This is a genomic window from Thiobacillus sp. (genome assembly GCA_024235835.1).
Lineage (GTDB): Bacteria > Pseudomonadota > Gammaproteobacteria > Burkholderiales > Thiobacillaceae > PFJX01.
In genome coordinates, this window is record JACKLQ010000001.1 from 250,793 (window position 1) to 266,615 (window position 15,823).

General features: G+C 64.6%; 11 protein-coding genes. 3 read left to right on the forward strand and 8 right to left on the reverse strand.

The window, feature by feature from the left end; genetic code table 11:
- Positions 1 to 96: 96 nt before the first annotated feature.
- On the reverse strand, positions 97 to 2,799 hold the full coding sequence (locus tag H6935_01290; protein ID MCP5276978.1) for an Rne/Rng family ribonuclease: 2,703 nt from the start codon (positions 2,797 to 2,799) through the stop codon (positions 97 to 99).
- A 405-nt stretch (positions 2,800 to 3,204) separates the two neighbouring features.
- On the opposite strand from H6935_01290, the gene H6935_01295 reads away from it, so the two are divergent.
- Positions 3,205 to 4,158, forward strand: coding sequence for an RluA family pseudouridine synthase (locus H6935_01295; GenBank protein ID MCP5276979.1), 954 nt, complete (start codon positions 3,205 to 3,207; stop codon positions 4,156 to 4,158).
- 243 nt (positions 4,159 to 4,401) lie between these two features.
- Here H6935_01295 and serS read toward each other — a convergent pair whose 3' ends face one another.
- The 7 genes from serS to H6935_01330 form a co-directional block, all read right to left on the reverse strand.
- A complete protein-coding gene (gene serS / locus H6935_01300) occupies positions 4,402 to 5,688 on the reverse strand; it encodes a serine--tRNA ligase (GenBank protein MCP5276980.1) in 1,287 nt (428 codons plus the stop codon).
- Between the two features lie 30 nt (positions 5,689 to 5,718).
- Positions 5,719 to 8,349: a response regulator gene (locus H6935_01305; protein MCP5276981.1), complete on the reverse strand. Its 2,631-nt coding sequence runs from the start codon at positions 8,347 to 8,349 to the stop codon at positions 5,719 to 5,721.
- A gap of 80 nt (positions 8,350 to 8,429) precedes the next feature.
- Positions 8,430 to 10,223: a ferrous iron transport protein B gene (gene feoB / locus H6935_01310; GenBank protein MCP5276982.1), complete on the reverse strand. Its 1,794-nt coding sequence runs from the start codon at positions 10,221 to 10,223 to the stop codon at positions 8,430 to 8,432.
- 21 nt (positions 10,224 to 10,244) lie between these two features.
- Complete coding sequence (locus tag H6935_01315) at positions 10,245 to 10,547, reverse strand: ferrous iron transport protein A (GenBank protein MCP5276983.1); 303 nt, start codon at positions 10,545 to 10,547, stop codon at positions 10,245 to 10,247.
- Positions 10,544 to 12,085, reverse strand: a complete 1,542-nt coding sequence (locus H6935_01320; protein ID MCP5276984.1) for an AAA family ATPase — start codon at positions 12,083 to 12,085, stop codon at positions 10,544 to 10,546. The genes H6935_01315 and H6935_01320 overlap by 4 nt, the downstream gene beginning before the upstream one ends.
- A 90-nt stretch (positions 12,086 to 12,175) precedes the next feature.
- A complete protein-coding gene (locus tag H6935_01325) occupies positions 12,176 to 12,805 on the reverse strand; it encodes a hypothetical protein (protein MCP5276985.1) in 630 nt (209 codons plus the stop codon).
- A gap of 4 nt (positions 12,806 to 12,809) precedes the next feature.
- Complete coding sequence (locus H6935_01330; protein ID MCP5276986.1) at positions 12,810 to 13,301, reverse strand: C40 family peptidase; 492 nt, start codon at positions 13,299 to 13,301, stop codon at positions 12,810 to 12,812.
- A gap of 103 nt (positions 13,302 to 13,404) precedes the next feature.
- Between H6935_01330 and H6935_01335 the strand changes: the two genes are divergently transcribed.
- Entirely contained in the window at positions 13,405 to 14,040 is a 636-nt protein-coding gene (locus H6935_01335; GenBank protein MCP5276987.1) for a hypothetical protein, read from the forward strand.
- 58 nt (positions 14,041 to 14,098) lie between these two features.
- The gene (locus H6935_01340) at positions 14,099 to 15,790 is read left to right on the forward strand and encodes a phosphotransferase (GenBank protein ID MCP5276988.1); all 1,692 of its coding nucleotides are present in this window, start codon (positions 14,099 to 14,101) and stop codon (positions 15,788 to 15,790) included.
- Positions 15,791 to 15,823 lie beyond the last annotated feature (33 nt).

Genomic DNA, 15,823 nt, shown 5'->3' on the forward strand with positions numbered 1-15,823 from the left:
TAGGTAGGGCCGTTTTATTAGGATCCCGTCAAGTCAGCCTCACGTTCAGTGATTGGCGTGGCCTTGGTCGGGTTCTTGTTTTTCCATCCGGACGGTTCATACCGCCGGGGGCTGGTCCGTGTGCTTGGTTTCCACCATCACCAGGGGTTCGGCAGCCGATTCCTCGGCCCTGGGGCGGGCCCGGCGGCGGGGGTTGGAGGGCGGTCCCCACTCGGCGGGTGTCTCGGACTGGGGTGTGTCCTCGCCGCCATGGGTTTCCACCATGACCAGGGGCTCGGCCGGCGCGGACTCCGCACCCCGGGGGCGACGGGAACGGCGACGGCGGGGCGCGGACTCGGAAGGCGCGGCTCCCTCCTCCGCAGGCGCGGCCGGGGCTTCGGCGGATTGGGTTTCAACCAACTGGAGTCCAACGGCCTCCAGGTTGGGCTGTTCCATCACGGGCTGGGCCGGCTCGGCCACCACCGGCTTGGCCTTGGTTGGCACGGGGGTGGGGACGGCCTGGGGGGGTTCCCCCAGGCTTGCCTCGGGGGTCGACTCGGTGATGGGCAGCTCGGCCTGGGTGGCCTGGGGCGCGGCGGCGGGACCCTGGGCCTCCACCTCTACGGTCTCGGTTTGAGACTCGATAGCTGCAGAGGTCTCGCTCCTGTCCTCGCCACGGCGTCCACGGCTGCGGCGGCTGCGGCGGCCACGGCTATCCCTTTCCTCGCCGCCGGATTCCGCGACGATATCGGCTCCGGGCAAGGCGGTGGATTCCGGCGCGGCGGCTGCGGGTGTCGGCTGGGGACGCTCGGTACGCTCCCGACGCGGGCGTTCCTGGCGTTCGGAGCGGTCTGTGCGATCCGAACGCTCCGTACGATCTCCACGTTCGGAGGAACGGTCGCGGCGTTCGCCCCGGCTTTCCTGACGTTCACCGCGGCTGCTGCGCTCGGTGGTGTCGGCTTTTTCCTGGCGCTCGCTGCGGTCGCTGCGCTGGCCCCGGTCACGGCGTTCACCGCGGTCGCTGCGGCTGCGCCGGGAGTCACGCTCACGGCGGGGTTCCGGCTTCTGGGTTTCTTCCACCGGCTTGGCGGCTTCCACCTGGGGCGGATTCACGCCCCGCAGCCAGCCCACGATGCGGCCGAACAGGCCGGGCTTGCCGGATTCCGAGGCGGCTGCGGGGGTGACAGCGGGTGCCGCCGGGGTGGGTGCGGGCGCGGGTTGAGGCGGGGTAATGCCCTGGACGGCGGCCTGGAGCCGTTCCGGCTTGGGGGGGGCTCCCTTGGCCAGGGTTTCCTCTTCCGCGGGCTTTTCCACCATCTTGTAGCTGGGGGCCAGGGGTTCGGCCAGGTTGAGCTGTTCGTGGCGCAGGCGGTTGAGTACGTAGCGGGGGGTCTCGAAGTGCATGTTGGGGATGAGCATGACCTCAACCCGGTGGCGCGCCTCGATGGCCAGGATGTCGTGCCGCTTCTCGTTGAGCAGGAAGGTGGCCACGTCCACGGGCAGCTGCAGCTGCACCGCGCCGGTGCCGTCCTTCATGGCCTCTTCCTGCAGCATGCGCAACAGGTGCAGGGCGAAGGATTCGGTGCTGCGTACGTGGCCCGTGCCGGAGCAGCGGGGGCAGGTGACGTAGCTGGTCTCGCCCAGGGAGGGCTGCAGGCGTTGGCGGGACAGCTCCAGCAGTCCAAAGCGCGAGATCTTGCCGGTCTGAACCCGGGCACGGTCATGGTGCAGGGCATCCCGCAGGCGGTCTTCCACCTCCCGCTGGTTGCGTTGGCTTTCCATGTCGATGAAGTCGATGACGATCAAGCCACCCAGGTCCCGCAGACGCAGCTGGCGAGCGACTTCGTCGGCGGCTTCCAGGTTGGTGTTGAGGGCGGTCTGCTCGATGTCGCCGCCCTTGGTGGCCTGGGCGGAGTTCACATCGATGGATACCAGGGCCTCGGTGTGGTCGATGACGATGGCGCCGCCGGAGGGGAGGGTGACCGTGCGGGAGTAGGCGCTCTCGATCTGGTGCTCGATCTGGAAGCGGGAGAACAGGGGTACCGGGTCGGTGTAGAGCTTCACCTTGTGGACGTTGGGCGGCATCACGTGGGCCATGAACTGCTTGGCCTGCTCGCAGATGTTGGGCTCGTCGATGAGCAGCTCGCCGATGTCCGGGGTGAAGTAGTCGCGGATGGCGCGGATCACCAGGCTGGATTCGGCGTAGATGAGGAAGGGGCCTTTCTGGCCCTGGGCGGCGCCGTCGATGGCGGTCCAGAGCTGCAGCAGGTAGTTGAGGTCCCACTGCAGTTCTTCCACGTTGCGGCCGATGCCGGCGGTGCGGCCGATGAGGCTCATGCCGGCGGGTACTTCCAGCTGGGCCAGGGCGTCACGCAGCTCGTTACGCTCCTCGCCCTCTATGCGGCGGGACACGCCGCCTCCCCGGGGGTTGTTGGGCATGAGCACCAGGTAGCGGCCGGCCAGGCTCACAAAGTTGGTCAGCGCCGCACCCTTGTTGCCCCGCTCGTCCTTTTCCACCTGGACGACGAGTTCCATGCCTTCCTTCAGGTAGTCCTGGATCTTGCCCCGGCCCACATCGCCGTTGCCGATGGAGGAACGGGCGATTTCCTTGAACGGGAGAAATCCGTGGCGGTCGGTGCCGTAGTTGACGAAGCAGGCTTCGAGGGAGGGCTCTACACGGGTGATGACCGCCTTGTAGATGTTGCCCTTGCGTTGTTCCTTGGAGGCGGATTCGATGTCGAGATCGATCAGTTTCTGACCATCGACAATGGCGACGCGGAGTTCCTCCGCCTGCGTCGCGTTAAACAACATACGTTTCATCTTGTACCCCAGCGCTTCCCGCGCCCCGGGGATAAACCCGCGCCGCCACGTGTGATTGGCGGCATCGATGCGAGCAGGGGATCAGGCGGCTAGTTTGTTCTTGTCGCTGAACGACTGGTGCATGTTGTAGGTTTATCTTTCTAACTCTGCCGGCAGGCCGGCAGACATCAAATCCGGAGTTCGGGTCGCGCAAACTGTGCGTTACCATCGCTGCTTTTCTTCAGGGCGGCAGGCCTTTGGGAACCTTGGTGGCGGCGCCGATTTTCATCAAGGCGCGCTTGGGAACACGGGGCGGGCAACCGGGAAGCAGCCGGTGAGCGGGGACGACCGGCACCCAATTCGGTGCGCGGGCAGGATCTTCAACGCCCTTCTTGCACCAATTTTGAGCTGGCCGAGTATAAGCGAATGCAAGCAGACGGCAAAGTCACTGTAACAAAAGAATTTATTGGCCCGGAAACCGCCGGCCAGCGTCTGGACAACTTTCTCTTCCGCCACCTGAAGGGGGTGCCCAAGAGCCGCATCTACCGGATGTTGCGGGAAGGGGAAGTGCGGGTGTCCGGCAAGCGTGCAAAGCCGGAATACAAACTGGCTGAAGGGGACATGGTGCGCATCCCACCGGTGCGGGTGGCGGAGCGTGAAGCCCCGTCGGTCATGGGGGGGACTTTCAGCCACCCCTTGCTGGAGAGGGTCATCTACCGGGACGATGCCCTGCTTGTCATCGACAAGCCCTCCGGCCAGGCTGTCCATGGCGGCAGCGGCATCAGCCTGGGGGTGATCGAGCAACTTCGACTTGAACTGCCCAATGCGCGTTTTCTGGAGCTGGCCCATCGTCTGGACAAGGAAACCTCCGGCGTGCTGATCCTGGCCCTCAAGCGTTCCGCCCTGGTGGAGCTGCACCGCATGCTGCGGGCGGGGGAGATCAACAAGCGCTACCTGGCCATGGCCACGGGTTTGTGGCGGGATCCTTTGCGGCACGTGAAGCTACCCCTGCAGCGCTACCTGAACGAGGAGGGTGAGCGGCGGGTGGCGGTGGACGACGAAGGCCAGCGGGCCCACACCGTGTTCCGTCTGGTGCAGCGCTTTGAAGCGTACAGCCTGCTGGAGGCGGAACTGAAGACTGGGCGCACCCACCAGATCCGGGTGCATCTGGCCGCCCTGGGGCATGCCATTGCCTGTGATGACAAATACGGCGATCCGGCCCAGAACAAGCAGATTCGCCACCAGGGGCTCAAACGCATGTTTCTGCATGCGGCGCGCCTGGAAATGCTGCATCCCCTGACGAAGGCGCCTCTGGTGCTGGAGGCGCAGCTGCCGGCGGACTTGGAGGGGTTTTTGGCGGCGTTACCGGTGAAAGGCTGAATTTCGCGTAATTGGGAGGGTGATTACGTTGGGAAGGTTGGTTGGCCGGGGCGCCCGGCCAACCACCCTGAACCAACCTCTGACCGTCGATTACCCGCAATCGCCTAGGAAAGCGCTGAACAAATCGAAGCGGTCATTGCGAGCGAAGCGCGGCAATCCAGAAATCCATTCAAACAAAGGCTCCTGGATCGCCACGTCGCTTCGCTCCTCGCGATGACGGAATTAATCAGCGCTTCCATAGCCCTACCGTGCGGAATCAATCCGCGTCTTGCCACCCATGTAGCGTTGCAGCACGGGGGGGATGTCCACGCCCCCATCCTCACGCTGATAATTTTCCAGCACCGCCACCAGGCAGCGCCCCACCGCCAGGCCGGAGCCGTTTAGGGTGTGGATAAGTTCCGGCTTGCCTGCCTTGCCGTCCTTCTCGGGGCGGAAGCGGGCCTGCATGCGGCGGGCCTGGAAGGCCTCGAAGTTGGAGCAGGAGGAGATTTCCCGGTAGGTGTTCTGGCCCGGCAGCCACACTTCCAGGTCATAGGTCTTGGAGCTGGAAAAACCCAGGTCGCCGGTACAGAGGGCCACGACGCGGTAGGGCAGGTTCAGGCCCTTGAGGATGGCCTCGGCGTGGCCGGTGAGCTCCTCCAGGGCGGCATAGGAGTCCTCCGGCCGTACCATCTGCACCAGTTCCACCTTGTCGAACTGGTGCTGGCGCACCATGCCCCGGGTGTCCTTGCCGTAGGAACCGGCCTCGGAACGAAAGCAGGGAGTGTGGGCCACCAGGCGGATGGGCAGGTTTTCCGCCGGGATGATCTCGTCCCGCACGATATTGGTGACGGGCACCTCGGCGGTGGGGATGAGGTACATGCCATTGGACAGCTTGAACAGGTCTTCCTCGAACTTGGGCAGCTGGCCGGTGCCCCGCAGGGAGTCGGCGTTCACCAGGTAGGGTACGTAGACCTCCTCGTAGCCGTGCTCCTGGGTGTGGGTGTCCAGCATGTACTGCACCAGGGCCCGGTGCAGACGGGCCAGGTCACCGCGCATGAGCACGAAGCGGCTGCTGGCGATCTTTACCGCAGTGGGAAAGTCCAGCAGGTCCAGGTCCTCGCCGATGGCCACGTGGTCCCGGGCGGGCAGGGGGAAGTAACGGGGCTCGCCAACCACGCGCACGGCCTCGTTGTCGGCTTCGCTGTTGCCCACGGGCACGCTTTCGTGGGGCAGGTTGGGCACGTCCATGAGCAGGGCGGAGAGTTCCTCCTGAATGCCGGCCAGGCGATCTTCCGAGGCCTTGAGCTCGTCCCCCAGGCCGTTGACCTCGTCCATCAGGGCGGTAGTGTCCTCGCCCCGGCCCTTGGCCGCGCCGATCTGCTTGGAGAGCTGGTTGCGCCTGGCCTGGAGGTCCTGGGTCCGGGTCTGGATGGTCTTGCGCTCGGCCTCCAGGGCTTCGATGCGGGCCGTGTCCAGGGTGACACCACGGGTGGCGAGACGTTGGGCGACGGCGGGAAGGTCTTTGCGCAGCAACTGGATGTCGAGCATGGGAATCGCGGATTCAACGAAAAAGGCATTCTAACCGCCACGGCCCCTTTTTATTTCGTCTTCGATCTCCAGGCGCAGGGCGATGAAAGCGGTCTCCAGTTCTTCCATGGCATCGGTGCAGCCAGGACAATCCCCTGCCTTGGCCCGCTGCTCGGTGGCGGCGGCGTGGCGGGTCATTTCCTCGGCCCCCAGGTAGGCGGCGGCACCCTTGATCTGGTGGGCCTGGCGCGCGGCCTGGTGGGCGTCCTCCGCATGGATGGCAAGGCTCAGTTTTTCCAGCAGGGGCTCGGTGCTGTCGATGAAGAGACTAAGCATTTCCTCGATGCGCGCCGGGCCATCGTGACAAAGCTTGCGGATCTTGTCCGCCTTGAACAGGCGTGTCACGGGCCCTGGGGTGGGCACCACGGCCGGGCCCCGGGAGGGTTTGAAAACCTTGACGCGACCGGGCAGCCATTGGTCCAGTGCGGCGGCCAGTTCCTCTTCCTTCAGGGGTTTGATCAGCACCCCGTCCATGCCGGCCTCCAGGCAGGTGCGCTCGAATCCGGCCATGGCATTGGCGGTCAGGGCCAGCACGGGCAGGCGGGGCAGTCCCCGGTCGTGCTCCCGGGCGCGGATGGCCCGGGTGGCCGTGAGGCCGTCCCATTCCGGCATCTGGAAGTCCATCAGCACCAGGTCCACCGGGCGGGTGGCGTCCTGTTCCCGCTTGAGCGTTTCGTAGGCCACCTTGCCATCCTCGGCCATCAGCACTTCCACCCCCAGGTTTTCCAGCATGTAGCCGGCCAGCTTCTGGTTCACGGGGTTGTCCTCGGCCACGAGGACGCGAACGCCAGGGAAGCTCAGGCCCGGCGCTTCCTCGGCGGGCGCCTGCCTGCCCGGCCGGGCCTTGGGCAGCGGCAGGGTGAGGTGGAAGGCGCTGCCCAGGCCGGGCGTGCTTTCCAGGGTGAGGCTGCCGCCCATGAGTTCCGCCAGCTGGCGGCAGATGGTAAGGCCCAGACCGGTGCCGCCGAACCTGCGGGTGACGGATCCGTCACCTTGGGCGAAGGCCTGGAATACGCGGTCCTGGACTTCCGATGTCATGCCGGGCCCGGTATCCCGTACGGAGAAGCGAAGGTGGCCCGGCATGCCCTCCGGCGTTTCCACCACCAGCCGCACCTCGCCCTGCTGGGTGAACTTGATGGCGTTGTCCAGCAGGTTGAGGAGGATCTGGCGGATGCGAAGGGGGTCGCCCCGCACCCAGGCCGGCAGGCCTTGGCCCCGCTCCAGGCGCAGGGCAAGCTGCTTGGCGTCTGCCCGGGGTATGTAAAGGTCCAGGATGTCCCGCAACTGGGCGCCCAGGTCGAAATCGATTTCCTCCAGGGTGAGCCGTCCCGCCTCGATCTTGGAGAAATCCAGCAGGTCGTTGATGACACCCATGAGGGCATCGGCGGAGCGGGCCACGGTCTCCACGTAGTCCTTCTGCCTGGCCGTGAGAGGTGTGGTCATCAGCAGCTGGGTCATGCCCATGATGCCGTTCATGGGGGTGCGAATCTCGTGGCTCACGTTGGCCACGAACTGGGATTTCATCTCGGTGGCGCTCAGGGCTGCGTCCCGGGCCCGCTTCAGGGTGTCCTCCGTCTCCCTCTGGGCGGATATGTCCCGCATGATGGCCTGGATGACCCTGCGGCCGTCCAGGGTCATGGCGTGAAGTCCCACATGGGAAGGGAAGGTGGTGCCGTCCGGCCGGCGTGCGATCCAGTCGAAAAAGGCGTGGCCCTGGCGGATGGCCAGCTGGATGTTGCTGCTGGCCAGCAGCTCGGCAGTGGTGCCGCAAGCCTGGACGTTCCGGCCCAGTTCACCGGGCCTGCAGGCGAGGAACTCCTCCTTGGAGCCCATGTGGAACATGTCCAGGGTGGCCTTGTTGCAGTCGATGAAACCCTTGTCATCCAGGATGACGATGCCGTCGGTGTTGGTCTCGAACAGGGTCTGGAACTTGGTGCCTTCCCGTTCCGTGGCGGCCGCCAGGCGGGCGGTACGACGCACCACGGCCCAGGCCACGATGGCGGCCACCAGCACGGCCAGGATGCCCAGGGCCAGCATGAGGGAGCGGGTGCGCAAAAAATTGCCCTGGGCTTCCTCCACCGCCTGCTGGGTCATGTCCTGCTGGATCTTGATCAGTTTGTCCAGCTGCATGACCAGGTCCCGCTGCAAGGGGATGGCCTCCTGCTGCAGCACCTCGAAGGCCAGGAAGGTGTAGCCCTCCAGGGCAAGATCCACGGTGCGCACCATCACTGGCCGGTTGAGGGCGGTGAGCCGGTCGATCTCGACCAGCACCTTTCTTTCCTCGTCACGGTGGATGAGCGTGTCCAGCTCCAGGCGCACCTTCTGGTAAACGGACCCGGATTGATAGAAACGCAGCATCTCCTGGTCTTTTTCGAAGGGATCGTTGGTGACCACGATGGAGAGCATGGAGATGGCGCGGTCTCGCAGCAGGCCCCGCATCTGGCTGGCCATGCGGGACTTGACGCTGTTCTCGTTGACGATGGCTTCCAGGCGGACGTTGCTTTCTCCAAGCTGTCGCAGGCCCAGGGCCGTTAGGGCGCCGATGAGAATCAGGGCCAGGGCGAAGCCGGATCCGACCGTGAAGATCAGGCGGCGGGCGAGGAGGGCGTTGCGCGTGAACATGACGTCGGGTTTGGGTGAGCGGGGCCATGTTACCCCGCGCTTCAGGCTGCGGCGTATGGGACAAAGAGTCTATCCGGCGTTCAGTATCCCAGGGCTCGGGCGGACTGGTAGAAGCAGAAACTGAGGATCCAGGCGGTGGACAGGGACCAGCCCACGGAGACCCACATGTAGCGGCTGCCGCCCGCTTCCCTCCGCAGGGTGGCCAGGGCGGACAGGCAGGGGGTATAGACCAGGGTGAAAAGCATGAAGCTGTAGGCCTGGACCCAGTCCATGCGCTGGGCGATGACGCCTGCCAACTGGTCCGGCCCCGCGCCATAGATCACCGCCAGGGAGCCGATGACCACTTCCTTGGCCACGAAGCCGAACAGCAGGGCCACGGACAGCAGGCGATCGATGCCCAGGGGGGAGAATACCGGCTCCATCCAGCTGGCCAGGTGGCCCGCCAGGGTGTCCGGGCTGGCGGGGACTGCATCCAGCGGGATGTGGGTGAGGAACCAGACAAGGGCCACGCCCAGGACGATGAAACCTCCTGCCTGGCGAAGAAACTGGCCGGATTCCCGGAAGGACTGGCGGAAAAGGTAGCGCAGCGTGGGCAGGCGGTAGGGGGGGAGTTCCATGATCAGGGGATCATGCTGGCGGTGCAGTCGCCCCTGGAACAGGAAGGCCGTGAGGAAGGCGATGAGGAAACTCAGCACGTAAAGGCTGAACAGGGCCCAGGGGGCGGCCCAGGGGCTGAACACGGCGGTGGTGAAGAACAGGAACACCTGCAGACGGGCCGAGCACAGGGAGAAGGGGATCATCATCATGGTGAGGATGCGCTGGGGCCGGCTGCGGATGACCCGGGTGCCCATCATGGCGGGCACATTGCATCCGAAGCCCATGAGCTGCAGCACGAAGGCCCGGCCATCCAGTCCCATGCGCGCCATGAGGGCATCGGTAAGGAAGGCCGCCCGGGCCAGGTAGCCACTGTCCTCCACCACAGCCATGGCCAGGAAGAACACCACGATGATGGGCAGGAAGGTGAGCACGGTGCCGATGCCGTCGTACAGCCCCTCCAGCAGGAAGCTGGACGCCCAGGCAGGCAGGACGGCAGCCAGGGGTTCCAGCCAGCGGACCTTGACAGAGTCCAGCAGCCAGCCCAGGCCATCCTGCAGGGGCGTGCCCAGCCCGTAGACCACCTGGAATACCCCCAGCACCAGCAGCAGGAACAGGGGCAGGCCCAGCCAGGGGTGGAGCAGGGCCCTGTCCAGGCGGTCGGTGAGGCTGGCGGGCAGGTCCGTGGGGATGTGCACGGCCTTGCGCAACAGGCTGTCCAGATCCTGTTCGATGGCGTCGTCCCTGGCCAGGGCAGCGCTGCGGGGGGCCATGGGTTCCGGGTGTTCCCTCAGCCATTGGGTCAGGCCCTCCCGAAGGGGGGGCATGCCCTGGCCGTGCTTGGCGCTCACCATGCAAACTGGCATGCCGAGTCGTTTTTCCAGGAGGGGTACGTCGATCCGCACGCCTCTTGAAACGGCCTCGTCCGACATGTTCAGGGCGAGGTAAAGGGGTAAGCCCAGTTCCCGGAGCTGGAGCACCAGGCTCAACTGCCGGTCCAGCTGCAGGGCATTGAGTACCACCAGCAGGCCGTTCACCTCCTGGGTTTCGATGAAATGACGTGCCACGCGCTCGTCCTCGGAGAAGCCGTGGAGGTTGTGCAGGCCGGGCAGGTCCACCAGTTCCACCATGCTGTCCCCCAGCAGCAACCGGGCCGACAACAGTTCCACGGTGAGACCGGGCCAGTTGCCCACATGGGCACCCGCGCCGGTGAGGCGGTTGAAGAGGGTGGACTTGCCCGTGTTGGGCATGCCCACGAGGGCGATGCGTTTCTTGGCCATGCTGGTTTTCCGGGAGTCCTCTCAGCGAGTCGTCGCGTTCACGTTGGGAGGGGATGACGGGGGGGTGCCGGTGCTGTCCGGGGCGGGCTCATATGGACAGACCTGGATGTGGTCGGCCTCGGTACGGCGGATGATCAGGTCGGTCTGGCCCGTGCGCACCTGGATGGGGCCATGGAAGGGTGAACGGCGGATGACGCGTACCCGCCGTCCGGGGGACAGTCCCAGGGCAGTCATGCGGGCGGCCAGATCACTGTCCGCGTCGATCTGGACGATGGTGCCGCAGCGGCCTACGGGGTAACGGCTGAGGGATGAAGGGCCGGTCATGGTGTGGCAACAGGTATATCAGGGGATGTTAATAGAGACCGGGCCCGTTCCACGAGTGTGTCCATGTCCCAGTCGGCTTCCGGCGCCAAGGTATGTTGCAGTTCTTCAGGCTCCAGGGGTTCCTGGCCTGCCCATTGGGCCTCCAGCACCGCCGTGTCCGCCTCGGAGGCATCCAGCCCCTGGATCTTGCGCTGGCGGACCCGCTGCCGAAGTACCTCCAGGGGAGTCTGGGGCGATACGAAGAGCCGGGATACGCCCAATTCGGCGGCCATTGCCTGGAAGGGCTGGCGCCAGTCCCGTGCCAGGAACGTGGCGTCGACGATGACGCTGAATTCTTCCTCCAGAAGGCCCCGGGCCAGGTCCAGTAGCCGATTCCGGGTGCGCTCGCCAGCCTCCTGCGTGTAGATTCCCCCGGGGATGCCAAGGCTGTCTTCCAGGGGCTTGAGCCCGAACAGACGCTTGCGCTCCACGTCGGAGCGAAGGCGCACGGCTCCCAGGCCCTCCAGCAGTTGCTGGGACAGCAGGGTCTTGCCGCTGCCGGAGACGCCGTGCATGAGGATCAGCGATGGGCTTGGGCGCTCGACGAGGCGGGCGGCCAGTGCCAGGTAGACCAGGCATTCGCCAAGGTCGCCACCCGCCTGGCGGGTCCGAATGGCCGCCACCTTGGCCCGCACCAGGGCGCGGTACACCATGTAGTAGGGCAGGGCGGCCAGGCCTTCGTAGTCCCCGGTGTGTTCCAGGTAGCGGTTTAGCACCCTCCAGGCCAGGCCGGGTTCGCCGCGATGCTGCAGGTCCATGACCAGGAAGGCCATTTCGCTGATGACGTCGATGAAGCGCAGGTCGGGGTTGAATTCGATGCCGTCGAAGATGAGCGGCGCCTGGTTCACCCAGGCGATGTTGCCCAGGTGCAGGTCGCCGTGGCATTCGCGTATGAAGCCCTGGGCCTTGCGTGCCTGGAAGTGGGCTTCCAGGCGGTTTCCCTCGGTCCGGGCCCAGATTTCCAGGGGTGCCAGCAGGTCCAGGAGCTTCTCGGAGGGGAGCAGGGTACGGAGCTGGAGGAAGTTCTGGCGGATGGGCTCCCGGATCTGGTCGGGGCGACCGTGGTGGCTATTCGTCGGGGCCTGGGCAATGGTCTGGTGGAAAGCGGCGATGCGGTCGGCGATGGCGTCTATTTGCTCTGGCGTGACCCGTTCCTCCAGGTCCAGGGTGGCGTTCTGGGGAAAGGCCCGCATCTTCACTGCCCATTCCAGCACGGGACCGCTGCCTCCTATTGCCGGCCTCGCAACACTGCCGGTGATGGGTATGGCTTCCAGATAGATGGCCGGGGCCAGACGACTGTTGAGCCGGATTTCGTCGTTGCAGCAGCGTTGGCGCTTTTCCAGTGTGCTGAAATCCAGAAACCCCAGGTCCAGGGGTTTTTTCAGCTTGAAGGCAAATTCACCTGCCAGTAACACCCATGAGATATGGGTTTCAACCAGGGTAGCCCCCGGGAACTGGCCAAGCAGGTTGGCCACCAGAGGTGGCAGGGTGGAGCTCATCACGGCTTTCTACGACAGGACAGTTGCACTATCCCATAATCGAGAATAGCTATCAATAACCTAAGGGGATCAAAAGATATGAAAGTGTCTTCAGGGTGGGGCGAGGTCGAAGCGAATCTCGGTGCGCAGGCGGCCTTCAAAGAGGGCGTCGATTTCCACCCCCGTGGCAGTGGGCGTGACCTGGAGGCCGGGCTGGGGGGCGGGGGTGATGGCTGCGAAGCGCAGACGGGGCGTGGTCAGGTGGACTGACAGGCTCACACGCATGGGGTAGTAGCCATCCAGGAAGCGCCGGTGATAAGGGCCGTTGCGCAGGAAAAAACTGTTGCCTTCCTGGGAAGACAGAGCCCGGGTATCCGCCTTGATGCACAGCAGGGCGTTGGGTGACACGTTCTCCAACTGTATTGACGGGCCCTCGACCCAGGCGCGGCCGATGTTCTCGGCCCGGAGGACTTCCAGTCCCCGTATGGATTCCTCTCGATATATGACCTGGGTAGTGGGCACCGCATCCAGGTTGCTATGGCATTGTTCCAGGTGTATCCACCCGGTTTCCAGGCTGGCGTCATCGATGGTGATGCGGTTCTGGTGGTGGTGCACGGGCTTTTCCGTGGGCGTGGTGAGGAACTTGAGTTCCCCCTCGTTCACGTCGGCAATGCTTTTGAAAAACAGGTCTTCTTCCGTGGCGGCCTGGGCCAGGCCTGTGTACGCCAGGAACAGGTACAGCAGGCTAAGGCGACGGCAGGACACGCCGGGCCCCGTTGAAACGGGTGGACCAGTATTTGTCAGACATGCGGGATACCGTCACCTGCTTGGTGCTGCGGCTGCTGGCGTGGACGAACTCGCCGTTGCCGGCATAGATACCCACGTGGGAAAAGGGTTTGCGCAGGGTGTTGAAGAACACCAGGTCCCCGGGGCGCAGGTCTGATTCCGCCACTTCCTCGCCTTCCCTGCTCATGTCCCGGGCGGTGCGAGGCAGGGTCAGTTCGTTGGATTCCTTGTAGACATGGCGCACGAAGCCGCTGCAATCCATGCCCTTTTCTGGCTTGGCGCCGCCGAACCTGTAAGGTGTACCGATCATGCTCAGGGCCTTGAGCAGGGGCTGGGTTGTCTGCTTCATGGCTTCACTGACACTGCCGGGGGAGGATTCCTCTGCCCGGACCGGCATGCATGCCATCATCAGTAGGCTGATCAGGATGACGAGGGCGTGTGGACTTCGCATCGAGGCTTTTGTCGAAAAATTTTACGGCATTTAGCCATCTGGGCAGGGGGCTTGTCTACTATGAAAATGTAGATTTTGATAATCAACTTTAAGGAGATTCACCATGTCCATGGAAAACAAGGAACAAATAGGTGAAATCATCAGTGTTGCCATGGCCAGGGACCAGGACCTGCGGGAACGGGTCAGGGCCATGGTGATGCGGGCCTTGTCCGAGCGCACCTGGGACAAGGCCGAGATCCGCGACGTCATCAGCCAGGCCTTCGCAGGGGTGGGGGCAGGCATGCCCCAGCGCGGCAGCCAGGCCGCAGCCGCCGCCAGGGAGGCCGTGCAGGGGCTGGACGAGGCTGTGGGCCGTTCGGTCTATGCCCTGCAGATGGCCCTGGAAGAAGCCTGGGAACAGGGTCGCCAGTTCACCGATACCGACATGAAGTCCACGGTGGATGAGCTCAAGGGCCTGGAGGAAGACTTGCTCGGCACCCTGAAGGACAGCGCCGACAGGGGGCAGGGGTTTGTCAAGGAAGCCCTCTCGGGTCTTTATGACCACCTGAAGCTGAACGGCACGGACACGGGCAGTCAGGTCCAGGGGGTGCTGGACCTGCTGGCCAACCGGCTGGCCGGAGCCGCCCATGGCGCGGGCAGCGAGCTGAAGGAGCAGGCCCGGGAAGGCAGGGACCGGCTCAAGTCCGTGGCCTCGGGCATCCTGCGCGGGTTGGCGGACGGCCTGGACAAACCCAAGTAAGCTTCGACCAGGCATCGACCCATTACAGTCCACTTCACAAAGACACGAATCACCATACATGTTGCGTGAAACCCTTTCAGTGGTGCGAGATTTTCCGCGCCTGCACGAGATCGCCTCCGTCCTCATTCGCTACGGCTGGGGGGATGTGGTGCGCATGCTGGGCATCGCCAACCTGCTGGAGCGGGCGGGGCGCATGCTCCACTGGCGTCCCGCCCACGAAGTGTCCCAACTGGAGCTGCCTGTTCGGATCCGCCTGGCCCTTACCGAGCTGGGGCCTACTTTCGTCAAGCTGGGCCAGATACTGGCCACCCGGGTGGACGTGTTTCCACCCGCATGGATCCAGGAATTCGAGCGTCTGCACAATCAGGTGCCTCCCGCGCCCTTCGCTGAGATTCGTCCCGTGCTGGAGCACGCCTGGGGCCGGCCCCTGGAAGATCTCTTCGACAACTTCGAAATCGAGCCCTTCGCCGCCGCGTCCATTGCCCAGGTTTACCGCGCCGTCCTGAAGGATGGCACTCCCGTGGTAGTCAAAGTCCGCCGCCCCGACATACTGGCCAAGATCGAGGCGGACCTGCGCATCCTGGCCCATCTGGCGCGGTTGATGGAACTGGAAATGCCCGAGGTGCGCCGCTACCACCCCTTGCAGATCGTCGGCCAGTTGAAACGCTCGCTGTTGCGGGAGCTGGACCTGGTGAAGGAAGCCCGCAACCTGGATGCCTTCGGCCGCAACTTTTCCGGTACTGAAGGCGTGGCGGCCGGCGTGCATATCCCCAAGGTGTTCTGGGATTACTGCTGCGAAACGGTCAACGTTCAGGAGGAACTGATCGGCGTGCAGGCCACTGACCTGGTCAGAGCCCGCCTGGAAGGCATGGACCTCCAGGTGCTGGCGGCCCGGGGTGCCGACGCGGTCCTGAAGATGATCCTGGTGGACGGTTACTTCCACGCGGACCCCCATCCGGGCAACGTGGTCTTCCTGGCGGGCAACCGCATCGGGCTGCTGGATTTCGGCATGGTGGGGCGGGTCACGGACAGCCGTCGCGAACAGCTCATCGACTTTCTCGACGCCCTGGTGCAGAAGAACGAGCAGGGCATGCTCAACGTCCTCATGCAGTGGGCGGGGGATGTGGACGTGGACGAGGAGCGCCTGGCCTACGATGTGTCGGAACTGGTGTTCGGCTACGACGACCTGAGTCTGAAGGACATTCATATCAGCCTTCTCCTGTCGGAGATCACTGCCGTCATGCGTGACAACAACCTCTCCCTGCCGCCGGACCTGACCCTGCTGTTCAAGGCCATGATCACCCTGGAAGGTTTTGGCCATCAGCTGGATCCCGATTTCCATCTGGTGGACCACCTGACCCCCTTCGTGAAGCAGGTCATGGAGGCCCGCTATTCACCCCAGGCCCTGGCCAACCGGGCCCGCCGCGGCATGAAGGAGATGGCCGAAGTGGTGTTCGGCCTGCCCCGGGACGTGGCCCGCCTGTTCCGCCAGGCCCGGCGAGGCCACTTCCGCGTGGATCTGGACCTGAAGCGCCTGGACCACTTCGGCGTGCAGCTCAACCGGGCCGCCAACCGTCTCACCATGGGCATCCTCACCGCCTCCCTGGTGGTGGGCTCCAGCATCATCATGACTGTGGAGGGAGGGCCGGAACTGTTCGGCCTTCCCCTTTTCGGCCTGCTTGGGTTCATCGTGGCATTCTTCAACAGCGTGTGGATCCTCATCGCCATCTGGCATTCCGGCAAGGAGTAAGACATCCCGCGACAAGCGGATCGATGGGCTGAA